General features: G+C 69.2%; 17 protein-coding genes. 4 read left to right on the top strand and 13 right to left on the bottom strand.

The genetic code is table 11. The features are described 5' to 3' along the window. Positions 1-12: 12 nt before the first annotated feature. The 13 genes from VF697_RS42980 to VF697_RS42920 form a co-directional block, all read right to left on the bottom strand. Positions 13-5355: a trifunctional serine/threonine-protein kinase/ATP-binding protein/sensor histidine kinase gene (locus VF697_RS42980; protein WP_331104533.1), complete on the bottom strand. Its 5343-nt coding sequence runs from the start codon at positions 5353-5355 to the stop codon at positions 13-15. A gap of 131 nt (positions 5356-5486) precedes the next feature. Beyond that, the gene (locus VF697_RS42975) at positions 5487-5735 is read right to left on the bottom strand and encodes a hypothetical protein (RefSeq protein WP_331104531.1); all 249 of its coding nucleotides are present in this window, start codon (positions 5733-5735) and stop codon (positions 5487-5489) included. A 9-nt stretch (positions 5736-5744) separates the two neighbouring features. Continuing rightward, positions 5745-7016 carry a tetratricopeptide repeat protein gene (locus tag VF697_RS42970; RefSeq protein WP_331104529.1) on the bottom strand — a complete coding sequence of 424 codons (1272 nt, stop codon included), beginning with the start codon at positions 7014-7016 and terminating at the stop codon, positions 5745-5747. Positions 7017-7026: 10 nt separating this feature from the next. Continuing rightward, positions 7027-7863 carry an SAM-dependent methyltransferase gene (locus tag VF697_RS42965; protein WP_331104528.1) on the bottom strand — a complete coding sequence of 279 codons (837 nt, stop codon included), beginning with the start codon at positions 7861-7863 and terminating at the stop codon, positions 7027-7029. Between the two features lie 148 nt (positions 7864-8011). Then, the gene (locus tag VF697_RS42960; protein ID WP_331104527.1) at positions 8012-8140 is read right to left on the bottom strand and encodes a hypothetical protein; all 129 of its coding nucleotides are present in this window, start codon (positions 8138-8140) and stop codon (positions 8012-8014) included. A gap of 18 nt (positions 8141-8158) precedes the next feature. Beyond that, positions 8159-8347: a hypothetical protein gene (locus tag VF697_RS42955; RefSeq protein WP_331104526.1), complete on the bottom strand. Its 189-nt coding sequence runs from the start codon at positions 8345-8347 to the stop codon at positions 8159-8161. 78 nt (positions 8348-8425) lie between these two features. Further along, positions 8426-8725, bottom strand: a complete 300-nt coding sequence (locus tag VF697_RS42950) for a transposase zinc-binding domain-containing protein (RefSeq protein WP_331104525.1) — start codon at positions 8723-8725, stop codon at positions 8426-8428. A 371-nt stretch (positions 8726-9096) separates the two neighbouring features. Next, positions 9097-9714, bottom strand: coding sequence for a TIGR02265 family protein (locus tag VF697_RS42945; RefSeq protein ID WP_331104523.1), 618 nt, complete (start codon positions 9712-9714; stop codon positions 9097-9099). A 153-nt stretch (positions 9715-9867) separates the two neighbouring features. Next, positions 9868-12684, bottom strand: a complete 2817-nt coding sequence (locus VF697_RS42940; RefSeq protein WP_331104521.1) for a heavy metal translocating P-type ATPase — start codon at positions 12682-12684, stop codon at positions 9868-9870. 7 nt (positions 12685-12691) lie between these two features. Continuing rightward, the gene (locus VF697_RS42935) at positions 12692-13669 is read right to left on the bottom strand and encodes a vWA domain-containing protein (RefSeq protein WP_331104520.1); all 978 of its coding nucleotides are present in this window, start codon (positions 13667-13669) and stop codon (positions 12692-12694) included. Continuing rightward, positions 13669-14607: a vWA domain-containing protein gene (locus tag VF697_RS42930; protein ID WP_331104518.1), complete on the bottom strand. Its 939-nt coding sequence runs from the start codon at positions 14605-14607 to the stop codon at positions 13669-13671. Before VF697_RS42930 ends, VF697_RS42935 begins: the two co-directional genes overlap by 1 nt. A gap of 59 nt (positions 14608-14666) precedes the next feature. Further along, complete coding sequence (locus VF697_RS42925; protein ID WP_331104517.1) at positions 14667-16040, bottom strand: hypothetical protein; 1374 nt, start codon at positions 16038-16040, stop codon at positions 14667-14669. Between the two features lie 37 nt (positions 16041-16077). Continuing rightward, positions 16078-16920 carry a metallophosphoesterase gene (locus VF697_RS42920; RefSeq protein WP_331104552.1) on the bottom strand — a complete coding sequence of 281 codons (843 nt, stop codon included), beginning with the start codon at positions 16918-16920 and terminating at the stop codon, positions 16078-16080. 125 nt (positions 16921-17045) lie between these two features. Between VF697_RS42920 and VF697_RS42915 the strand changes: the two genes are divergently transcribed. From VF697_RS42915 to VF697_RS42900, 4 genes are all read left to right on the top strand, one after another. Next, positions 17046-20264 (top strand): AAA domain-containing protein, encoded by a 3219-nt coding sequence (locus VF697_RS42915; RefSeq protein ID WP_331104515.1) that lies wholly within the window; start codon positions 17046-17048, stop codon positions 20262-20264. A gap of 624 nt (positions 20265-20888) precedes the next feature. Further along, complete coding sequence (locus tag VF697_RS42910; protein WP_331104513.1) at positions 20889-21329, top strand: nuclear transport factor 2 family protein; 441 nt, start codon at positions 20889-20891, stop codon at positions 21327-21329. Positions 21330-21558: 229 nt separating this feature from the next. After that, positions 21559-22254 (top strand): ASCH domain-containing protein, encoded by a 696-nt coding sequence (locus VF697_RS42905; RefSeq protein ID WP_331104511.1) that lies wholly within the window; start codon positions 21559-21561, stop codon positions 22252-22254. 146 nt (positions 22255-22400) lie between these two features. Then, positions 22401-23072 carry a glutathione S-transferase gene (locus VF697_RS42900; protein WP_331104509.1) on the top strand — a complete coding sequence of 224 codons (672 nt, stop codon included), beginning with the start codon at positions 22401-22403 and terminating at the stop codon, positions 23070-23072. Positions 23073-23305: the final 233 nt, after the last annotated feature.

Raw genomic sequence — 23305 nt, 5'->3', positions numbered from 1 at the left:
CCGCTTGGCGTCTCACACGCGGCGGTGGGGCAGGCGGACGGTGAACTCCGTGAACTCGCCCTCTTGGGACGAGCAATGCAGGCTGCCCCGGTGCCCCTGCACGACGATGTCGTAGCAGATGGAGAGCCCTAGCCCCGTCCCTTCCCCCGTCGGCTTCGTCGTGAAGAAGGGCTCGAAAATGCGGTGGAGCATCGCCTTCGGAATGCCCGTGCCGTTGTCCCACACCCGGAGTTCCACGGCGTCCCCCTGCCCGTGGGTGCTCACCCGGATGCGCGGGCGGTACTCCGTGTCACTGATGCGCTGCGCTCTCGCGCGCACCGCGTGCCAGGCATTCTCCACGAGGTTGAGGATGACGCGGCTGATCTCCTGCGGCACGAGCACCACTCGGCCCAGCTCGGGCTCCATCACCAGCTCCAGGGCGACGTCGAGCACCGGCAGCTTGGTACGCTGCGCCTGGTGAGCCACGTTGACGAAGCTCGTCACCAGCGCCTTGAGGTCCGTCTCTTCCGCCTTGCCCTGCCCCCCGCGCGAGTGGTCCAGCATCGAGCGGATGATGCCCTCCATCCGCCGGCTGTGCTGGTTGATGGTGGTGAGGTTCGTGCGCAGGTCGGCCAGCGTCTGCTCAACATAGCCCCCCACGCCCGCCGAGGGAGCCGCCAGCGAAGCGGCCAGCTCCGTGGCGACCTCCTCGACGAGCTGCATCGACATGCCGGCGAAGTTATTGATGAAGTTGAGGGGGTTGCGCAGCTCGTGGGCGATGCCCGTCGTCAGCGCACCGAGCGCGGCCAGCCGGTTCTGCACCATCATCCGGTCCTGCGCCTCGCGCAGTTGCTCCAGCGCCGACGCCAGCTCCTGGTTCTTCGTCTGCAGCTGCAGCGTCCGCTCGTGCACCTTCTTCTCCAGGGTGCCGTACAGCTCCGCGTTCTCCAGAGAGATGACAGCCTGGGTGGAGAGGAGCTGGAGAATCTTGATGCGACCCGGGGTAAAGGCACCTTGCGTCAGCCCGTTCTCCAGATAGACGAGCCCGCGCCGCCCGACGTGGCCTGCCATCATGAAGCAGAGGATGGAGCGGGGCCGACCCGAGGCGATGTGGGGGTCCTTGCCGAACTGGGTACTGGTGCGCGCGTCGTCCAGCACCACGCTCTGCTGCGTGCGGGCCACGTACAGCACGACGGACTGTGCCAGCCCGCGCGCGCCGTACCGCTCCAGTTCCGCCATGGGGATGGACTGCAGCGACGGCACCCGCTCGCGCTCCAGACCCCCTCCGGCCTCGACGACCCATTGTCCATTGCGCTCGACAAGGAGGTAGCCCACCTCGGCACCGCTGTTTTCGACGAGCAGCTGCATCAGCCGCTCCAGCAGCCGCTGCAGGTCCACCTCGCGCGACAGCGTCTGGGAGGCGTCCAGCACGCTGACGAGGTCCAGCACGTTGAAGTCCCACTCGCCGCTGCGGTTGGCGGAGAGCGTCGCGGCGCCTAGGGTGCCGGTGGCCACCCGGGGCAGGAGGTAGGGGTACTGCTGCTCCAGCCGCTTTGCCTTGGCCACCGCGCCCCAACGTAGCCAGGCCATGTGGGCCTCGCGCAGGTGGACCCGGGCGACACGCTGCTCGCCCTGTTCCAGGTAGAAGCGGCCCGCCAGCTCGGAGGCCACTGCATGCTCTTGGAGGTAGCCGCTGCGCCGCGCCAGCTCCACCGCCTTCTCGAAGCCCGCCTGCGCCTCGTCCGTCCGCCCGAGCACCCTCGCCCGTTCGGCCTCGATCATCGCAATCTTGTGCTCGTACGTCTTCGGGCAGTGCTCGCTGAAGTGGCGCAGCTCGCCCAGGGCGCCCTCGACGATGCCGAGCAGCCGGGCCTGCTCCTCTGGCGCGGCCTGCCGCAGCACGCCCAGGCGCGCCATGGCGTTGAGCCATCGCCAGAGCGCGGCGTACATGGCCTCCGCGCCAATCTGCGCGTAGGCGCTTGCCGCCTCCGCGTGCGTCGCCGCCGCTGGGGCGTCCTCGAACAGGAACGCAAGGTACGTCTTGCAAAGGTGGTAGAGCCACAGGGCGCCCGAGTCGTGGGCCTGCTGGTGCTCGGGGACGCGCTGCTCCTCGTCGTAGAACTCGCCCCGCAGCCGAACCGGCTCCGGGCCGTCGTTGCGCAGGTTGGCCACCGTCTGCTGGTGGATCTGGTGCCAGTTGACCACCATCTGCTGCCGCAGCCGGATCGCCAGCTGTCCGTACTGCTTCATGTCCTCGGCCAGCGCGCCCAGCTCGTCCCCCGCGTGGAAACGGTTGATGCAGTACGTGCAGCTGCTCGACGCCATCTCGTAAGGGCTGCCCGCGTCCACGCTGTGGCGGTACGCCTCGAACAGACCGGAGGACAGCTCGTAGAGCGGCACCTTCCAATGGATGAGCTGGTAGTTCGCGTACTGGGCGACGAAGCCGATGACCTTCTTGTCCCCGAGCCGCTCCGACAACCGCTGGGCCAGCCGGCCGAAGCGGTACGCCCGCTCGATCTGTCCCTGCTTGGAGAGCACGACGCCGTAGAAGATGTACCCCATGCAGGAGTCCGGCGTGTTCCCGTGCTGCAGCGACAGCTCCGTGAGCTTGCAGATGACCGGGCCCGTCAGGGCGCTGGTGGACACAAAGGTCAGCGGCAGCAGCCGGTTGAGGATTTCCATGGCCGCCCGCGCCAGCGGCTCACCACAGACGGGCAGGTGCTCCAGCTCCTCGATGGTCCGACCGGCGAGCAGCGCCTCCACCCGCCCGACCGCGAGGCCCATCGACTCCGCGGGTGACCCTTCCGGAAGGCCGAAGCCGAGCCGCTCCAGGATGGACAGGTAGATGTGTATGAGCTCGGTGATGCGCACCTGCGCGAGGCGCACCGGCCCCTCAATCTTGCGCAGCTGCACCTCCTCCAGCACCGTGTGCACGTTCTTCATGCCGCGCTGGAAGTACATCTCGAAGGTGTCCAGGTCCCCCGTGAGGAAGGCTGCCTCGGCCGCCACGAGGTGCAGGTCGCGCGTCAGCTCGTAGCGCTGCCCCCACGCCTCGGCGTCGAGCAAGGCGAGGCCGGCCCGCGCCAGCTCCAGCGCCTTCTGCGCCGCGGTGGAGGCGAGCGCGGCCTGCGCGGCCTGGAGGTTGTAACGGGCCAGCGCATCGAGATCCTCCGCCGTCGTCATCGCCGCCCGGCCCAGGTTGAGCTGGCGCACGATGTCGAAGAGGTGTGCCTGCAGGCCCTCGGGCCCCACATGGCGCAGCAGCCGCGTGCCGGCGTCGCGGTGCATGACCGCGAGGCGCGCGGGCGGAAGGCTATCGAGGATGGCCTGCTGGACGCGGTCATGCACGAAGCGGCAGCGGATGGCCGTGCCCGGCTGCGACAGCTCCACCGCGGAGTGCGCCCGATCCAGGACGACGAGCAGCCCCTGCTCCACGGCCGCCCACAGGGCAAGCCCCACCGTGCCGTCGCGCCGCCCCATCACCACGCCGAGCTGGTCCAGGTCGAAATGGAGGCCGATGCACGCCGCGAACTCGATCGCCGCGCGTGTTTCCGGGGGCAGCCCCGCCAGACGACTGACGAGCAGCTCCGCCACGTTGCGCGTGCTTCCCCGCTGCCGGATGCTCTCCAGGTCCCAGCGGAAGCCCCGCGGCCCCGGCGTGATGAGTCCCTCCGCATGAAGCGAGCCCAGGAAGGTCCGCACAAAGAAGGGGTTGCCTCCGGTGCGCGCCAGCACCACCTCAGAGAGGGACACCACGTCGCCCACGCTGGCGGAGAGCGTGTCCGCCACCAGCTCGCGCAGCTCCTCCGCCCCCAGCGGCCGGAGCGCCAGGCGATGGACGCTCGTGCCCTCGCGCTCCAACTCCTGGAGCACCGGCAGCAGTGGATGGGATGCCCCCACCTCGTCGTCCCGGTACGCGCCAATCACCAGCAGCGCCACGCCCTCGCCGGCCCGCAGCAGCTCCTGCAGGAGTTTGAGCGAGTCCAGGTCCGCCCACTGCAGGTCATCCAGGAAGAGGCAGAGCGGGTGCTCTGGCGAGGCAAGCGTCGAGACGAACTCGATGAGCGCGCGGTGGAAGCGGGCCCGTGACTCGATGGGCCCCAGGATGGGCACTGGCGGGTGCTCGCCAACGATGAACTTCACGGGGGGGCAGAAGTCTGCCAGCACGCGGAGGTTTCCGCCCAGCGACGCCAGCAGCCGCCCGCGCACGGAGGTGAGCCGCTCCTCGCTCTCCGTCAGGAACTGCTGCGCCAGCGCGTGCAGTGCCTGCTGGAAGGCTCCGTAGGGAGTGCCATCCTGGTACTGCTCGAACTTGCCTGCGGCGAAGCCACCACGCTGCACCGTGAGCGGTCGGTGCAGCTCCTGCACCAGCTCCGACTTGCCCACGCCGGAGGGGCCCGCCACCGTGGCGAGCACGGGCCTGCCGCGTGCCTGCTCGAAGGCCTCCATCAAGCGGGCGAGCTCGGCCTCTCGGCCATAGAGCTTCTGGGGAATGCGGAACCGCTCCGAGAGATCGTCCAGGCCCGGGGAGAAGTCTTGCAACTGCCCGCCGCCGCGGAGCACGTCGAGGCACTTGCGGAGGTCCGCCAGCAGCCCCCGGGTGGACTGGTAGCGGTCGTCCGCGCTCTTCGCCATCAGCTTGAGGACGATGGCCGATACGGCCCGGGGAATCGACGGAACGAGCTCGCTGGGGGACGGCGGCTGACGCGCGATGTGGGCATGCACCAGCTCCGTCGGGTCCGTGGTGGTGAAGGGACCGCGGCCCGTGAGCAGCTCGTAGAGCGTGACGCCCAGCGAATAGTAGTCCGTGCGGTAGTCGATAGGCCGGTTCATCCGTCCCGTCTGCTCCGGGGCGATGTAGGCCAGCGTACCCTCCAGCGCCTTCGGGCTGCCGAATTCGGTGGTCTCCTGCGACAACCGGGTGGAGATGCCGAAGTCCATGAGCGCGACGCTCCCGTCAGCGCCCAGGAGGATGTTTGAGGGATTGAGATCCTTGTGGATGATGCGGTGCTTATGGACGCGCTGCAGGGCCTGCGTGAGCTTGATGGCCAGCTCCAGGGCCTCCGCCAGCCCCAGCCTCCCCAGCAGCCCGGCGCTTTTGAGGGACGTGCCGCCACGGTCCTCAAGCACCAGGGCGACGCGTCCCCCCTCCTCCTGTAGGCCATGGGCGCGGACGGCGCCGTCGCCGTCCAGCTCCCGCAGGAGGACGTGCTCGTGCCGGAGGCTGAGCAACCTTGCCAGGGGCGGATGCTCCTCGTCGAGCACCTTGAGGATGACAGGAGCGCCATCCAGGCGACGCCGGCCGCGGTAGATCACCACACTGTTACCCGTGTGGAGCTGTTCGAGGAGGTCGTGACCAGCGAGCGAGGTCAGCATGAGGGGCTCTTGGAGAGGGGCGACATGGGGTCCGGCGGCCACCACGAGGGGCTTGCCGGCACAGGGTTCGGAAGACGCGGGGCCCGCCGGTGGCGCGAGGCCGAACCGGCGAGGCTAGGCGGTGGGCTCGACTAGCCCTGGGTGGGCAGCGGATCCGGTTGAGGCCAGGGCTCCGGGTCGGTGCCGGGGTCAAAACAGGCCGCGCACTTGTTCCACTCGCCGGTGAATTGGCCCGGGGCACGCAGCTCCTGGAGCGTCGCGGCGTGCGCATCCGGAGCAACTCCAGCAGCGACGAGCGCCGAGGTCGGGTCACGCGCGAAGGTGTCCTGCAGGAAGGGGTCCACCGCGAAGCGGGTCAACAGCGTGAAGGTGTCTTGCATGTTCTCCTCTTACTGGACGGGATTCTTGGGCTCGGGTGACTGATGCAGGTCATCCCAGATCTGCTGAAACCACGGCTCGTCATGGAATTGCGCCAGGGTGGGGTCGTTCTTCACCAGGCACACGGCCTCGGGGTCGCGCCGGCTGAGGATGAGCCTGAGCGCGACGCCGGGGTCCTGTACTGGCACCTCCGAGGGTCCCGCCACTCGAGGCGCGATGCGGTCGAGGCCCATCTCCATGAGCTGAACCATGAGCCGCACCGTCTCCAGCCGCTTCCGGGCGGTGGCGGTGGCGTCCCGAGCCATGTGCTTCCAGCTGGCCTCATCCGTCAGGCCCTTCTGCTGCTCGGCGATGTGGTGGAGGCTCGTGGCGATGAAGTACGGCGCGAAGGGGTCTTGCGGGTTGAGGTTGAGCGCCTGGATGGCCATGTTGAGGGCGTCGATGTAGGCCCCCTTGTAGGAGAGCAGTTTGAAGAGGCCCTGGGTGGCCAGGATCTCCAGGCCCAGCCCGTGCTTCTTGGCAAGCTCCAGCTTCTGCTTCGCCTCCTCGTAGAAATGGTCTTTCCGGGTGCTGCGCAGCGTGAGCGAGAAAGCCCAGAAGGCGTAGGACCACCCATAGGTGGATTTGAAATCGCAGGCTCGCTTGAAGTAGCTCTCGGCGTTGTCGGCGAACTTGCTCGGAGCGACCTGGGCCTGCACCGCGAGCGTCTTGATATCCTCGACGGAGCTTCTCACGCGGATGGGGAAGAGATCCTCCTTGCCACTCAGCTCGATGTTGGAGGCGGTGAACACGAGGGGCACGTGCTGAGCGGTGAATTGGGCGAGCGCCCAGGCGGCACCGTGGTGCGCCGCCAGCCACGCGTTCTTCGAGGACGGATCGGCCTGCTCCGCAGCCTTGAAGTCCGCGAGGATGTCGGCGATGTAGGCCCAATGCAGCCCCCGCGTCTCCAGCGCTGGGAGGTTGTCGCGCACGTAGCAGCGCACGGCCTCTCCCCGGTACGCGAGCGCCCGGATGTAGCTGGGGTCGAAGTCGAGTGCCTTGTTGAAGGCGGAGACGGCATCACGGGGGATGCCAAGCTGCAGCCAGGCCAAGCCCCGGTGCGTATGAATCCACGCCAGGAGCTTCTTGTCGGCCTGGGGATCCAGCCCAACCGCGAGCGCCCCGTCGAATTGACAGATGGCCTCCGGGTACTGATGGCTCTCCAGCAGCTTCTGTCCCTCCCGGGCGATCTGGGAGGCCCGCTCCCTGGGCGGAACGGACGAATTAATGTTCTGCGAAGTCATGCACTCTTCCTCACTCATCGCGAGTTGCGATGTCTTGGGACACGGTACTGCGTGGAGACGCTCCGGCGTCCGGACCGAGCTCCAGTCGGACGAGCATGGACGGGTCAATAGGGGCGGGCCCCAGAGGTGGCAGGAACAAGGTGGAGATGTCGGTAATGACCGCGTCGGCGAGCTTCGCCAGCGGGAGACGCTCGAGGCGTGACGGCTCCAGCGGATGAGTGGAAGCCTCGTAGACGATGACTTCATGCTCGGGCGGGTAGTCGCGGCGCAGCTCCTCCGCGAGCACCGCGAGCCCACGGCGAATGCGCCCCTGCTGAGTGGCGTCGAAGACGCCGGACTCGCCAATGAGGCCGATCTGCCAGAGCACCAGCGGTGTGTGGACGTCCGCCCGGCGGCGGCGCAGGAGGAAGTCGGTGGCCTCGTAGGTCTGGCAGCCGTCGTTGCCCGGATCGAACCCCAGGTCGGCGAAGAGGCAATCCATGGCGGAGATGCCTGGCAGCATCCGCGCGGGGATGCCCTCCCGCCTGGCGCGCTGGATGGCCTCGTGGGAGGCTCGGGTGAGCACGCCGGGGTGGCCGTAGAAGACGGCGCATACCTTGTGGCCCTGGCGCGCCTCCGAGAGGATGCGCTCGACCATCTCCTCATAGATGGCGCGCCGCCTTGGAGCCCCCTTGGGATAGGGCAGCGACTCTGCGGCCGGGTTCAGCTCACGAATCCAGCGCGCGGCATTCGCGTCCGCCACTGCGAAGAGCACCCGCTCCGCGCGGGTAATGGCAGCCTGGGCCGCGAGGGTTGTCTGACCAGCCCACTGGATGCCGGTCCCTACGACCACGATGGAGCCATTCATTGCCGCGCCTGGGAGAAGTGTTAACAGGACGACAATAGATATAGCAGGTCATGTGCGACACGTCACGGGTGGCCCCAGCCAAGTCAAGGGGCTGCCATTCCCCATCGGCTGCCTACTCCCTCTCCCAAGTCGGCCAAGCTGAAGGGTCCTACTCGCTGCGGCGCAGCCACTCAATGTACTCCGCCGGCAGGCCCGCGCTCTGTGCTCCGCGCACCAGCGCCTCGATGAACCGCTGGCTGATCGGGGGCCCTCGGTGGGCGCGCCTCGGCGACGTCACGAACGCCTGCCGTACGTCCTAGGGCCCTTGCGCGGGCAGGGCCCCTCTTTTCTCCAGCAGGCGCAGTAACCGGTGACGCACCACCCTCAGCAACCGTCCCACCTGGCCTTGCCTGGGCGGCTGCAACGCCTCGAAGCACACGCCTCCCTCCCCCGGCACGAAGACGCAGTCCGGCACCAGCGAGTGGAAGTGAGGCGTCACCTGCAAGGCCGAGCCGAAGAACTGGATGAACTACACGGCTCCGGCCTGTGCCCAGCGTCAATTACATTTTCCCCTTGGCGACAATTACACGTCCCCATCGGGTTGATGCTCTGACTGCGCGCTCGCCGACGCTGTAGGGCGTGCCCTCGCGCGCAGGAAGACGGTGAGGACGTCCGAGAGCAGTCTTACGTCCTTGCGCAGCACCCACCCTACCCGATGCGGAAAGGACAGCGTCCACTGACGGTAGGGCACGCGCGGCAGCACCTGCTCCACCAGGTGCACCGCCGTCACCTGCGCCCGCTTTGCGTTACAGGAAGGGCACACCCCTCGTCCCTTGCACGAGAGGGCGACGAGCAGTTCGTCCTTGCAACTCTCGCAGCGCACCCGCGAAGCCGTGTGCCAGAACTCCGCATTCCAGGTCCCTGGCGAAGTCCCGCTCCACGTACCGGGGCAGGCCGCGTCCCAACTCGCTTGGCTGACGGCGCCTGGGTGGAGCCCAGCAGCAAGATAGCAGCAAAATCCTTGGTGTCCTCGCGTACCGGATGGGACGGCTGGACAGGCCCGGCTCCAGAAACTCGAGTATTTACGAAGGGTTGTGAACCGCTGGTAACCCCTGGACGCTCCCCGGCCTTGGTTCGGGACCAAGGGGTCGCAGGTTCAAATCCTGTCTCCCCGACCATGCAAAACGGGCCGGAGATCTTCGGATCTCCGGCCCGTTTGCTTTTCCGGGGCCATGCTCCTGCGCCCCGCGCGACTCAGCTCCAAGAGAAGTCGCACTCGCAGTCGAGCGGGCCCGTCTGGCGGCCCCACACCCGCACCTCGCGCGCGCCTCCTGCCTCGAGGAGCGTCGCCACCACGCCCGCGTGGACGGGATGGGGCATGAACTCGCGCTTCATGACGAGGCGGCCGCTCCGGGGCCCCGTCCACACGAGGGTGTGCTCGCCGTAGCTCATCGACACCCGGTAGGCCGAGGGGAGGCTGGCCAGCAGTCGCTTCGGGTCGCTCCCCGCCAGCCGCATCATCATCTTCCCCGCCGTGGACTCCATGAAGTCCAGGGCCGAGCGCCGCCCGAGCTGCCGGAGTGCCGCCTCGGGGGCTCCATACCGCTTCGCCAGCGTCTCCATCGCCGCGGAGATGATCCGCATCTGCTGGGTGATGGGGTAGCTGAAGGTGGGCACGAAGCGGTCCTGCCCGCAGGCCTCCAGGCAGCGCATCACCAGCTCCTCGCCCCCGAGCGTCCGCACGGCGTCCAGCACGCCGTTGATGAACAGCCCGCGCGCGGTATCACCCGGCGAGGCCAGATTCTGCCGATGCTGCCAGTCCTGGCTCCAATCGTAGGACCCCTCGTACCAGACGGCGGCGGTGCTATTCATGGTTCCCCCCACGTGGATGCTGCTGGAACCCAGCGTGCCTCCAGCGATGTGCTGGCGCTGTGAACCGCTTCACTCCGGGGGGGTGAGGGCCTTCACATCCCCCCTTCGCCAGGAGGGATGTGAGCGGTCCGACTTCAACATTCCACCAACACTCTACCCAGCGGCGGCCTGGACGCCGACCGCCTCTAAGTGGGCCGCCACGGGCGCCTGGGGCTTGTACCCGAGCAGCCGGAGCCCGTTGGCGACCACCAGGAGCGTGCTGCCCTCGTGCAGCACCACCGCGTGGCTGATCTGCGTGAGCCCGAAGACGGCGGCGACGATGAGCACGCCGCTGACCCCGAGCGAGATGACCAGGTTCTGCCGCATCACCGCGGTCGCCTTACGGGCGAGCCCCAGCGCGAAGGGCAGCTTGGAGAGGTCATCGCTCATCAGCACCACGTCGGCGGTCTCAAGCGCCGCATCGGAGCCGGCGCCACCCATCGCCACGCCCACGGCGGCGGCGGCGAGCGCGGGCGCGTCATTCACTCCGTCACCGACCATCGCCACCGGGTACTGCTTGCCCATCTCCCGGACGACGGTGACCTTGTCGGCGGGCATCAGCGGCGCGCGCGCCTCGTCGAGCCCCACCTGCGCGGTGATCGACTTCGCCACGAGGGCGTTGTCGCCCGAGAGCATGACGGTGCGCTCGATGCCGGCCTGCTTGAGCGTCTGGATGACGTGGGACGCACCGCTGCGCACGGTGTCGGCGACGCCGAGCACTCCGAGGTAGCGCCCCGACCTGCGCACCACCATCGTGGTCTGTCCCGCCTCCTCCAGCTTCCGCACCTCCGCGGAGATCTCCGCGGGAACGGTCTCGCCCTCGAAGAGCGCGAGGCTGCCGACCTCCACCGGCTCCTCGCCCACCTTCGCGCGGATGCCCTTGCCGTGGATGGCCTCGAGGTCCTTGCCGGCCGCGGTCTGGATGCGCTGCTCGGTTGCGGCATCCACCACGGCGCGCGCGAGCGGGTGCGCGGAGAGCGACTCGACCGACGCGGCGGTGCCGAGCAGCTCCTCGCGGGTGACTCCCTGCGCCGGAGCGGTGGTGAGCAGCTTGGGACGGCCGACGGTGAGCGTGCCCGTCTTGTCGAAGGCGATGGCCCGGACGCCGCCGAGCAGCTCCAGGTAGATGCCGCCCTTGACCAGCACGCCACCCCGCGCCGCCGCCGCCACCGCGGACAGCACGGCGGAGGGCGTGGAGATGGCCAGCGCGCACGGGGAGGCGGCCACCAGCAGGGACACCGCCCGGAGAATGGCCTCCTTGAACGGCGTGCCCAGCAGCATGAGCACCACCGGGAACACCACCGCGCCAATCATCACCAGTGGCGCGAAGGTGCGCTCCAGGCGCTGGGCGAAGCGCTGGTTGGGACCCTTCTGGGCCTCGGCCTGGGCGACCATGTCCACCACGCGCGCGAGCACCGAGTCGGAGGCGTGGCGGGTGACCTCCACCTCCAGCAGGGTCTCGCAGTTGATGGTGCCGGAGAACACCTCGTCTCCCGGCTTCTTGGGGACGGGGATGGACTCGCCAGTGATGGCCGCCTGCTCCAGCGAGCTCTTGCCCTCGCGGATGATGCCGTCGAGCGGCACGCGGTCACCCGGGCGCACGACGATGCGCTCTCCCGGATTGACCTCGCCCACGGGGACTTCGACGACGTCGTTGCCACGCCGCACCCGCGCCACCTCGGGGCGGAGCTCGGCGAGCGATTCAATCGACCGGCGCGCGCGCTCCATCGCCCGGTGCTCGAGCGCATGGCCCGCGCTGAAGAGGAAGAGGAGGAAGGCGCCCTCGAACCAGGCTCCCAGGAACGCCGCGCCGAGCGCCGCCACCACCATCATCGTCTCGATGTCGATGCGGAGCTGGGCAATGGACTGGATCGAGCCACGGATGGCGAAGAAGCCGCCGCTCACCATCGACAGGCCCCAGACGATCGTCGGGACCAGGGGCGAGACCGGGGCGAAGCGCTCGAGCAGCCAGCCGGCGACGAGCAGGACGCCCGAGGCCACCACCAGCGGCAGCTCGAGCAGGGGCGCCAGGCCGCCGCCGTGGGCGTGGTGCGAGCAGACGTGACCGGCGGTGGGCACCTCCAGCCCATACCCGAGCGACTTCACCCGGGCTTCCACGTCGGGGAGCTGGAGCTCCTCGCTGTCGTACTCGATGACGAGGCGCTCGCTCGCGTACGCCACGCTCGCGGAGAGGACGCCCTTCGTCCGGCTGACGGCGTGCTCGATGACCGTCGCCGAGTCGGCCGAGTCCATCCCGCGCACGAACCAGGTGTGGTGCTTGTAGCGCTTGGCCACCACGGCGCCGGTGCTCTGCGCTAGCTCGAGCAGGTGCGAGGCGCTCACCCGCTCGGGCTGGTAGTGGATGCAGATCTCCGCATGACCCGCGTCACGCCGGAGGTGGACGTCGGTGATACCGCGCTGCGACTCGAGGGCGGCTTCGAGCTTCTGGAAGCGGCCCACGTCGTCCGTCTCACCCGGCAGGGCGCTCTCGAGATCCAGCTGGAGCGCCACGCCTCCGCCCTCCGCGGGTCGGTGCCCGGGAGGACGGATCCGCTTGGGGCGGGCGTGGTGGTGATGGTGGTCATGACCATGGTCACAGCCGGGGCCGTGCTCATGGTCATGGTCGTGAGCATGAGAGTGATCGTGGTTGCACCCCGGCCCATGCACGTGCTTCTCGGCGTGCGCGTGCTCGTGCGCATGGTCGTGCTTGCAGCCGGGCCCGTGCACGTGCTTCTCGGCGTGCTCGTGTGCATGGGCATGCTGCTCGTGGCCGTGGTCGTGCTTGCACCCCGGGCCGTGCACGTGCTTCTCGCCCTGCTCATGCGCGTGGTCGTGCGCATGGTCATGGCCGTGGTCGTGCTTGCAGTTGGGACCGTGCACATGCGCGGGCGCCGCCCCGAGAATCCCTACGATCTTCTTATGCTCCGACATGGTGCTCCTAGTGACGGTGACCGCGGTGCTTCGGGGCGGGGGCGGCGGGGGCGCTCACCGGTTCCGGTGCGCGCTTCTCCTCCTCCTCGTGGTGATCCTCGTCCTCGTGCTCCTCGGGAATCGTCTGGGTGAAGCGCTGCCCCGCGACCTCGAGGGTGAAGGCCTTGCACGTGGCCGGTACGTCGAACTCGAGCACCGCGGGCAGCCGGCCCTCGTAGACCTTGAGCTGCTTGCCCTGCTCGTCGGTGATGGTGCCGCCAGCGGCCACGGTCATCGTCTCGTCGACGAGCACCGCGACCAGCTCGGCCATCTCCTCCATCCGGTCGGCGATGCGGTGGCACCACAGGTGGCCCACCCCCGGATACGTCTCGTGGGAGATGCTTTCCATCTGCTCTTCGTCGACCTGGTCACCCACCCCGACGAACACGAAGTTCATCCGGGGCAGGCGGCCCGAGGCGATCTCCTTCGCCACCTGCGTGGCGTAGGCCATCACGTCGTTGCTGTCGTTGATCTGCGAGTCGGTGATGATCACCGCCAGGCCCCGTCTGGCACCCGTCGAGACCTGTTGCTTCATGTGGGCCACGAAGTCACGCAGCGCCGGGAGCATCACCGTGGCCTTCCCGTAGAAGCGAGGGCCAGGAAACCGGTAGTCCTTCGCCTGCGGACCGGTGAGCTCGCCGACCTCTTCCAACTGGCTCCCGTCTCCGGTGGCCCAGTAGGCGACGCGCACCTTGCCGTCGCGGTCCTTGTTGGCGAGGTACTCGAGCATCCACCGCATCTGCGGCTCGACGAGGTTCTTCACCGGCGCCAGCTTGGCGAGGATGCCGCGCGGGCCGTACTCGTCCTCCATGCTCGCCGAACCGTCCATGTAGAGGGCCACATCCAGCCCCTCCACCGTCGGGTCGTGCAGCAGCGTGGCGGTGACCTTGTTGCCAACCCGGTGAACGTCCGAGAACGGCTTCGCGATGACTTCGTGGCCAGCCATCAGTGATGATCCTCCTCGTCCTCGTCGTGGTGGTCCTCGTCCGGCAGCGGCTGGGTGTAGCGCTGGCCGTTCACCTCGAGGGTGAAGCTCTTGGCGCCTTCCGGCACGTCGAACTCGAGCACCGCGGGCAGGCGGCCCTCGTAGCTCTTCAGCACCTTGCCCTTGTCGTCGTAGATGGTGCCGCCGGCGGCGACGGTCATCGTCTCGTCGACCAGCACCGCCACCAGCTCGGCGACCTGGGTGATCTCCTGGGCGATGCGGTGGCACCACAGGTGCCCCACGCCCGGGTACTCGATGTGGGCGATGTGCTCGAGCTGCTCCTCGTCGATGTTGTCACCGACGCCCACCAGCACGAAGTTCATCCGCGGCAGCCGGCCCGCGCGGATCTCCTTGGCGACCTCGGCCGAGAAGGCCTCGACCTCTTCCGGGTCGTGCAGCTTGCCGTCGGTCACGATGACCGCGCAGCCGCGCTTGGCGCCCTGGGGAACCTGCTCCTTGAGGTAGCGCACGTAGTCCTTGAGCGCCGGCGCCAGGTGCGTGTAGTTGCCGAGCCGCTTGGCGCCCGGGAACTTGTAGGTCTTGACGTCCACGCCCTTCAGCTCGCCGACGATCTCCACGTCCTTGCCAGAGGCGCCACAGGCCCAGTAGGCGACGCGGAGCAGACCGTTGCGATCCTTCGTGGCCAGGTACTCGAGCATCCACTGCACCTGGGGCTCGACCTGGTTGGACTCCGCCTTGAGCGGGGCCCCGCGCAGCCACTCCGTGAAGGAGCGCGAAGGCCGCGAGTACTCGTACTCCTCCTTCATGCTGCCAGACGCGTCCATGTAGATGGCCATGTCCAGGCCCTCGACGGTGGGATCGTGCAGCAGCACGGCGCGCACCTTTCCGTCCTCGAGGTGGAGATCCGAAAACGGCTCAACGGGTTTCTCGTGTCCCATCTGTCCCCTTTCTTAAGTGCCGAGACGCTAGCGTCCAGCAGGCAACGACCGCAACCCAATCAGTCCTCGAAATCGGACATCCAATCCGGCTTCTTCGCCGGATTCCCAGCGGGAGCGGACGGCTCGCGGCGCTTGGGCCCGGGGGGAGTGGACGGACTCGGAGGCTTGTGCTCGGGGGGCGCGGACGGACCCGGAGTGAAGTCGCCCATCCAGTCCTTCGAGGAGCTCGCCTGCTTGGGCGTGGAGATGGCCCGCCGGGGCGGCGGAGTCACCTCGGAGGCGCGGGTGAGCTTCGCCTTCTTCTTGCCGCCCGGGGGCGTGTGCGCGTCGAGGAAGTCCTGCATCCAGTCGTTCGGGCGGGCGGGCGACGGAGGCGGTCGGGGAGGGATGACCCGCTGGGTCGGGAGCGGCTGCGCGGCGGCGACGGGCGGGATGAACCCCGGCTTTGGAGGCGCGCCATTGCCGGGGCGGACCAGGGCGCGCAGCGCACGCTCCGTGTCGCTGGGCCAGCCGGGAAGCACCTCGAGGGCGCGGCGCGCGAGCTCGAGGAACTCGGGCGTCGTGGCCTCGCGGGGGACCTTCACCTTCTCCGCGCGCAGCCACTCCGCCAGCCGGTTCACCAGCCCCGGGTGGTTGCGGCGCAGGGTGGCCATGTCGCCCTTCACCTCGTAGCCACGCGACTCCAGCTCCGCGATGGCCATGAGGCGGCTGGGGACGGGCACTTCCATCTCGGCGATGGCCTTGGGGCCACCGTGCTCGCGGGCGTACTCCTGGAGCTGGTCGAGCGCCTCGCGCAGGATGGTCGCCACGAGCGGATCGTTCGCGACGTTGTGGGCCTGCAGCTCGGGAGGCACCGCGGGGTAGGCCAGCACCAGCCCCCGGCCCTCGGCGATGCGCTCGGCCCGGTCTCCCGGGAGCAGCGCGTGGTAGCTGCGCGGCGCCGTCTTGCTCTCGGGATCCTGCACGTACTGGAAGGCATCGGGCGCGCCCTGCACCAGTCCGGCGAGCAGGTCCCCGCGCGTCACGGTGAGCTGCCCCGGCACGCGCATGGGCGAGGCGCTCGGCCAGGGCCCCATCAGGGTGCCATAGAGGTAGACCGGATCATTGGCCCCCTCCGCGTCCGTCGGGTGCTCGACGAGCTCCACCAAGAAGAGGAAGAGCTCGGACGCCGAGATGCGCCGGGGCGTCCGGCCAGAGGCGAGCTCGTGGTGCGTGAGCTGGGCCTTGGTGCTGGCCGGCAGGTGCTCACGCTCGCTCGCGGGCAGCACGTGCACGTTGCCCGCGATGTCGGTGCAGACAATCCATTCCTGCTCGCCGACGTATCCGGCCTGCAGGCGGAAGGCGTCCATCGCATGCACCACCGCGGCCGGGTCGGGTTGGACGGCCTCGGCCGGGCTCGCGGCGTGGGGGACGAAGTAGCGGGGATGGCTCACGGGTGACCCGCGAGGCTCCCGCAACTGGCCGGGGCGATCAAGTGCCCAGGCGTGAACCCGCCTCGGGGCCGGGCAGGATCTCCCGCAGGCACCCGGAGATGTCACCGCGCCAGCTCCACTGCTTCGGATAGCCGAGCGACACCTCCTCGAAGCGTACCCCGTCGCGCCACAGCGTGGCGGGCATGTGCAGGTGGCCCGAGACGACGACCTCGGCCCGGAAGCGCTGGTGCCAGTCCTCCGTCTTCTTCGTTCCGCACCAGAGGGAGAAGCGGGGGATGCGCGGCAGGCGCACGTGCTCGTAGCGCAGCGGGAAGTGGTTGATGAGGATGGTGGAGCAGTCCGCGGGCAGGGCCTCCAGGCGGGCGAGCGTCTGCTCCACCCGCGCGGCGCACCAGGCGGCGCGGCTCGGGTACGGGTCCGGATGGAGCACCGCCTCGTCGGTACACATCACGTGCGTCTCCAGCGCCCAGTTGAGGGCGTCCTGCTCGGCGACATGGTCCGGGCGGAAGGAGTAGTCGTAGAGCAGGAAGAGGGGCACCAGCACCCGGTGCGGGCCCTCGCCCGGCCAGCGCGGATAGGGGTCCTCCGGGGTGAGCACCCCGTGGGAGCGGCACTGGGCGACGACCTGCTGGTAGAGGGCCTCGCCTCGCAGCGAGGGCTGCTCGCGGCTCATCGTCCACAGCTCGTGGTTGCCTGGTACCCACACGACCTGGCGGAAGCGCGCTGTCAGCGTACGCCACGCGAAGTCCAGGTCATCTCGCGTCTCGCCCACGTCCCCCGCCACGATGAGCCAGTCCTCGGGATGGGGGGCGAGCGTCTCGAGCGCACGCCGGTTGTGCTCGTAGCGCAGGTGAAGGTCACTGAGGGCGTAGAGCTTCATGGTGGGGTAGGGGCGCGAACCGTCCACATTACTGGACTCCTGGGCCGCTCCGGCGTTTCGCGGGACCGTGCTTTCCCTCCGAGCGCCGTCAGGGCACCATGGGGAACATCGGTTCAGTCCCACGCATGAGGAACGAGTCCGCACAGGCGCGTCACGCCCGGAAGCCTGCGCCCCAGGCTCCTCCGTCTTCCGCTCCGGCCACCGAGCCCGCCGACCTCATCGTGCGCTCGGTGCTGCCGGAGGACCTGTTGGCGGCGTTGGAGAGCGAGCGCTCCCTGTACCGGTGGGTGATGCTCAAGGGCGCCACGGACGTGCGGCTGGAGGACGAGTCGATGCTCGGCCTCACGCCCCAGCCCGCCGCGGACCCGAGCTGGGGCGGGGGCCAGCTCATCGGCTTCCTCCCGGGCGAGCGCCGCTTCGTGGGCGAGGTCGTCCACGTGGACCCCACCAACGGACGCGTCTTCATCTCCACGCGCTCGCTGAGCCATATCCCGCCCGAGGTCATCTCCGCCGATCGCTGGGCCTTCCAGCCCTATGACTTCTCCGAGGCGCTCCTCGCCGCCTCGCGCGCCTATGACTCGCGTGGGCCCCGCGTCCGCGAGGCCCTGGACCGCGTCCGGGGCGACATCCCCGATGACGGCTCCGGCCCCCCGCCCGACGCCGAGCACCTGTGGGAGAAGCCCTGGACGCTCCTCTGGGGCCCTCCGGGCACGGGCAAGACGGAGACGGTGGCGCGGCTGCTCGCCCAGGCCATCCAGCGCAACCCCAAGGAGCGCATCCTCGCGGTGGCCCCCACCAACCGCGCCGCCGACACGCTCGCGCTGCGCGTGGCCCGCATGCTGTCCAAGGCCGGGGCCCTCCACGCGCCGGACACCACGTGCCGCATCTTCCGTGGGGGCCTGGGCGTGGGCCAGGAGCTGACGAACGTCTTCCCCGCCGTCCTCCACGACGCGGGCTACCAGAAGCAGGCCGCGCGCATCGAGCACATGGAGGAGCGCGTCCGCCGCGAGTTCCTCAACGGCGCGCCCCCCTCGCGGATGGCCACGGTGAAGGCCGAGCTGCGCAAGGTGCGCGACGGCCTCACGGACGAGACGCTCTTCGTCGCCCGGGAGGGCTTCGCCACCCTCATGGTGCTCACCGTCCACCGCGCGCTGCGGCTCGTGTCCGAGCTGGAGGGCGCCGAGCGCTTCGACCGGCTGGTGGTGGACGAGGCGGGCATGGTGTCGCGCGCCGCCGTGGGGCTGATGGCGCCGCTCGCGCGCAAGGTGCTGCTGGGCGGGGACCCGAAGCAGATCGGCCCCGTCAGCCAGGCGCTGGAGGGCGTGGAGCGGCCGGTGCAGACGTGGATGCGCAGTTCGCCGCTGTCGCACCTGGAGGACGCGCGGGCGGCGTCCGAGTCCCCGCACGTGCTGCTGCTGCGCACCCAGCACCGCATGCACCCGCAGATTGGCTCGGTGGTGAGCCATTTCTGCTACGCGGGGATGCTCGAGGACGGCGAGGGCCCGCGCACCCGGCAGCCGAAGACGGTGGACGCGTACCCGGCGGCGCGTGCGTGCTGGGTGGTGCTGGACGAGGCCACCCGGGACGCGCGCCGCGTCTGCCACGAGCGGGGCGAGTCCGGCCGCGGCTACCGCAGGCCCTTCTCCGCGGAGCTGCTGGTGGCCATCGCCGAGCCGGCGCTGAAGGCGGGCCTCAAGGTGCTGGCGGTGACGCCATACCGGGCGCAGGCGGGGTTGCTGCGGGGGCTGGCCCAGCAGAAGGGGTGGAGCGAGTCGCGCTTCCAGGCCTCCACCATCCACCGGCAGCAGGGCACCGAGTACGACGTCGTCATCGTGGACACCGTGGCCGCCGGGCGCCCCTTCGCCCCGAGCGAGCTCACCCCCATGCTCAACGTGGCGGCCAGCCGCGCCCGCGAGTACCTCTTCGTCCTCTCCTCGCGCGCCGAGTCCGAGGCCGCCATCCCCTCGCAACTGCTGGAGCTGCTCACGCCCGTGGCGCCGAGCCTGGAGCCCCGCCTCTCGCTGCAGCCGCTGCTGGTGATGCCGGGCGTGCGCGCCCAGGTGGCCCGGCGGCCCGAGGGCCTGGGGCAGGAGATTGATTCGCTGCGCGGCATGGGGCCACTCTTCACCCAGGAGCAGGTGGCCCTCTTCGAGCGCCGCTTCGACGAGGGGCACCACCTGGTGCGCGGCGTGGCCGGCAGCGGGAAGACGTACGTGCTGGCGCACTGGGTGGCGCGCTACCTCGCCGAGCACCCGGACTCGCGCGTGCTGGTGTCCTTCTTCAACAAGGCGCTGACGCCGTTGCTGTCGCGCCTGCTGGTGGCGGCCCTGCGGCAGCGGCTCGGCAAGCGGGCGCCGCTGATGACGCAGCGGGTGACGCTCACGCACATGACGGGCACGGGCTCCTTCGCCCCCGAGAGCTTCGACGCCGTCTTCGTGGACGAGGCGCAGGACCTCAGCGCCACCGAGCTCGCGCACCTGTACACGCTGGCCCGCCCGCTCTCGCGTGGCGAGGGCCCGCCACAGAAGACCTTCCTGCTCTTCGCGGACGACTCGCAGAACGTCTACGGGCACAGCGCGGTGGATGCCCTGCGCCAGCAACTGCCGGACGGGCTCGACTTCACCGGCCGGGTGCGCGTGCTGCGCGAGGCCTTCCGCTCCACACGCCAGGTGTCGGAGCTGGCTTTCAACGTGGTGTTGGATCCGCTCGGGCTGCACCAGCTGTCCAACCCCGGCATGCGCGAGTTCATGCGCGCCAACGAGCTGCGCGAGCAGGGGCTGCTGGAGGAGCCGGTGCCAGGAGTCGATGGGCTGTACCGGCTGCAGGCCACCGAGCGCGAGGGCGTGGTGCCAGTGGTGCGGGGCTTCGACTCACCCCAGGCGGAGGAGGCGTGGTTGGTGCGCGAGGTGAAGCGGCTGGGCGAGCAGGAGGGAGTGCGGCCCTCGGACGTGCTGGTGGTGGCGCCCGTGCGTCCGGCGCGGCTGGCCGAGGCCCTGGAGCGCGAGGGGCTCAAGGCGGTGGCCTTCGGAGGCCGCAGCGGGCAGGACGTGTCGGGCTTCAGCGTGGGGAAGGTGGACTACGTCCGGGTGACGACGGCCTTCTCCTGCAAGGGACACGAGAGCCCGGTGGTGTTCTTCTGCGGCGTGGACGCGCTGGACGACATGGCGTGGATGGAGACGAAGCCGGGGCGCACGGAGCGAGAGCTGGAGCGAACGCGCCGCGCGCTCTTCTACGTGGGTGCCACGCGGGCCATGGTGCGCCAGTACGTGAGCGGACTCGCGGGGGCCCGCTTCACCCGCGTGGCCGCCGAGTACGCGCGGGCGCTCACCCAAGGGACTCGTTAGGGGAGTGTTACTGTGGAATCTGGCGGGACTGGAGCCCCGGCCCGCTTTTCGTCTGACGGCACGGAGGCGACTTCACTTGTAGACGTCTACAAGTGAGGTGGCATGAAAAGCCACCTTTCACTACCTTGCTTGTAGACGTCTACAAGTGAGCCGCGCCAGAGCCTTCATTCTGGAATGCACGGCTTGGGCGCCAAGTGTCCGTTGTGCGCCCAAGCAACTAGCGGCAAGGCTCCAGCGGGCAGAGGTGGCACTACGGGAAGCGCAGAGGGGGCCGGTGCCGCACAGCCCGCCTTCCAGGGTGGCCAGGGCCAGGCCGAAGCGAGGGGGCCGCCTGGGCCAGCAGCGGGATGTAGTCCGCCACACGGCCCTGTCCCAGCAGCGGCCGGACTTCAGCCGCGAGCTCGGCCAGCAGGGTGGGGTAGTCCAAGGAGTTCCCCCATGCGCCACTTGAGCAGCTGACACGCGTTCAGCTCAAGTTCTTTGACACTCGTTCAGGCGCGGGAGGAGGAAATCCTCGGGCCCGTGTCCACCTGATCGGCGGCGCCGATGTGGTGGCCGAATTGGATGCCACACGCGCTATCCTGCGGGGCACCCGCCCTGCCGCGTCCATCAGAGGAGAAACTCATGCAGCTGCACCCTGCTGCCGCGAAGTCGCTGGATACCTGGCACGCGATGGTCGCCAAGGGCGACCTGAAAGAACTGCCTTCCATCGTGCACCCGGAAGCGGTCTTCCGCTCGCCGATCGCGCACACGCCCTACGCCAGCGCGGCGGCAGTAGTGCTGGTGTTGAACACCGCCTACCAGGTGTTCGAGAACTTCCAATATCATCGCCAGCTGGCGGCCGACGATGGCTTGAGCGTGGTGCTGGAATTCAGTGCCAGCGTGGGCGACAAGCAGTTGAAGGGCATCGACTTCATCCGCTTCGATGAAGACGGCAAAATCGTCGAATTCGAGGTGATGGTGCGCCCCTTGAGCGGCCTGCAGGCCTTGGGCGCGGCGATGGGCGCCCGCATCGGCGAGCGCATTCCACAGTTCAAGTCTCCAGCGCCACCAGCAGCTTCCTGAAGCGCGCGTCCAGCGCGGCGGTTTCATCGCGGCCGGGCATGACGGCCGGATGAAGTGGGACGAGGTTGGCGGCAGGTGCGATACCGGAGGGAACATGGTGGGGAGAGGGAGCCGAGGGCTTGTCCTGACGAAGGAGCACCGGGTGCTCCTCGTGAGCGACGGCATGGGGGATGCTCCTGCCTGGAGGCTGCCAGTCGTCGAGCCGCGGTCGGGTAGACGGCCGCTCCTCGTGCTGAGTGAACACCTCGAAGCGCTGCTGGGAATGCCCATCCCCGCGCCCGCCGGCTCCTGTGCGCACGGCTCCGGGGAGGCACAGGCGCGGGACTTCGCCTTTCTCATGAGCGGCGAATCAGGCCCGCCCGGGGCGGAGGCTTTCCAGCGGAGTGCTCGCGCCGCCGGGCTGACCGCGGCCGGGTTCTTCCCCCTGGCCACGCTGACGGAATTGCTCACGCCCGCGGGCGAGCAGGAGCTGTGGTGGGACCTGTACTGTGGCGCGATGTTGGGCGGCCACCGGCCCTCCACGCGCGCGCTCGATGTCTTCTCCTTCGGGGCCGGAGCCCGGATGGCGGCGCAGCTCGCGCACCTGGTCATCAAGGGGAACAAGCGCTGGACCACGGGCTTCATCGCCGCCATGGAACGGCAGGGTGCCCCCATTCCTCACGTCGGGCTCCAGTCCATCGTCACCGATGGTTTCGGGATTCCCCTGTGTCTCATCCAGACGGCCGAGGTCCGGCGCGTGCACTTCGGTGACGTGAGGCACGACGTCGCCGCTGGCGAAGGGGAGGGGGACCTGAGCTTCGAGGATTGGCACGAGGGCCATGTCCACTATTTCAGCCGCGAGGCACGTGAGCTCGGTCTCGAGTTCACGGACGACTCGCTCGTGTTCAATGAGCGCTTCGAGGTGCTGAAGGTGTTCGCCAGGTGAAGGGGAAGCCCGCCCGCCCGGAGCTCCCGACGGGATGAGGGCCTGAAGCCGGAGTTCAGCCAGGGGACGGAGCAGGCCACGAGCTTCCCGGTGGCCCACTCCCTGGGCTATCACCCCGGGAACCCACACGCAGGGAGTCGCGCACCATGCTCACCGTCCACCACCTGAACAACTCCCGCTCGCAGCGCGTGCTGTGGCTGCTGGAGGAGCTCGGGCTCGAGTATGAAATCAAGCGCTACGAGCGCGACCCGAAGACGGCGCTGGCGCCGCCCGAGCTGCGCGCGGTGCATCCGCTGGGCAAGTCTCCGGTGGTGACGGACGGGACGCTGACGCTGGCGGAGTCGGGAGCCATCATCGAGTTCCTCGTGGACCGTCATGGCCAGGGCCGGCTGGCACCCGCGCCGGGGACGCCAGAGCGCCTGCGCTACACCTACTGGCTGCACTACGCGGAGGGCTCGGCGATGCCGCCGCTGCTGCTGAGCCTCGTCTTCTCGCGGATGCCGAAGGCGCCCATGCCCTTCTTCCTGCGCCCCATTGTGCGAGGCGTCTCGGACAAGGTGATGAAGACGTTCGTCAGGCCGCAGCTGCGCCTGCACCTGGACTACATGGAGGGCGAGCTGGGCAAGAGCACGTACTTCGCGGGCGAGTCCTTCAGCGCCGCGGACATCCAGATGAGCTTTCCCGTCGAGGCAGCGGGCGCGCGAGGCGCGCTGGGAGAGAAGCGGCCGAAGCTCGCGGCCTGGCTGGAGCGCATCCACGCGCGGCCGGCTTACCAGCGCGCCCTGGAGAAGGGCGGCCCGTACGAGCTGCTGAGCTGAGCCGGACCGCGCCTGGCTTCTCGTGCCCTGATGGACAGGCGCGCCGGTGACGTTGATCCATGAACGCAGCAGTGGCGTGAAGACGATGCTCACCCAGCCTGGGATTTCACTCCGTGTTAAACCCGAGCGCGTGAAAGAGCCCTTGTCTTCGTCTGTACCGCTTCACGCTCGGCGCGGGTTCGTCACCACCCGGTGGAGTCTGGTGCTCGCTGCGGGCCAGGGCGCGGGGCCGG

The sequence above is a fragment of the Archangium sp. genome (assembly GCF_036388035.1).
Classification (GTDB): Bacteria; Myxococcota; Myxococcia; order Myxococcales; family Myxococcaceae; genus Archangium.
Note: the sequence above shows the minus strand (reverse complement) of the source record. Positions and strands in the feature narration are given on the sequence as shown.

Coding starts and splice junctions, on each gene's coding strand:
- VF697_RS42970 (WP_331104529.1), bottom strand. CDS start 7,016: ATGACTTCGCAGAACATTAATTCGTCCGTTCCGCCCAGGGAGCGGGCC.
- VF697_RS42900 (WP_331104509.1), top strand. CDS start 22,401: ATGCTCACCGTCCACCACCTGAACAACTCCCGCTCGCAGCGCGTGCTG.
- VF697_RS42935 (WP_331104520.1), bottom strand. CDS start 13,669: ATGGCTGGCCACGAAGTCATCGCGAAGCCGTTCTCGGACGTTCACCGG.
- VF697_RS42910 (WP_331104513.1), top strand. CDS start 20,889: ATGCAGCTGCACCCTGCTGCCGCGAAGTCGCTGGATACCTGGCACGCG.
- VF697_RS42940 (WP_331104521.1), bottom strand. CDS start 12,684: ATGTCGGAGCATAAGAAGATCGTAGGGATTCTCGGGGCGGCGCCCGCG.
- VF697_RS42915 (WP_331104515.1), top strand. CDS start 17,046: ATGAGGAACGAGTCCGCACAGGCGCGTCACGCCCGGAAGCCTGCGCCC.
- VF697_RS42965 (WP_331104528.1), bottom strand. CDS start 7,863: ATGAATGGCTCCATCGTGGTCGTAGGGACCGGCATCCAGTGGGCTGGT.
- VF697_RS42920 (WP_331104552.1), bottom strand. CDS start 16,920: ATGAAGCTCTACGCCCTCAGTGACCTTCACCTGCGCTACGAGCACAAC.
- VF697_RS42980 (WP_331104533.1), bottom strand. CDS start 5,355: ATGCTGACCTCGCTCGCTGGTCACGACCTCCTCGAACAGCTCCACACG.
- VF697_RS42930 (WP_331104518.1), bottom strand. CDS start 14,607: ATGGGACACGAGAAACCCGTTGAGCCGTTTTCGGATCTCCACCTCGAG.
- VF697_RS42975 (WP_331104531.1), bottom strand. CDS start 5,735: ATGCAAGACACCTTCACGCTGTTGACCCGCTTCGCGGTGGACCCCTTC.
- VF697_RS42945 (WP_331104523.1), bottom strand. CDS start 9,714: ATGAATAGCACCGCCGCCGTCTGGTACGAGGGGTCCTACGATTGGAGC.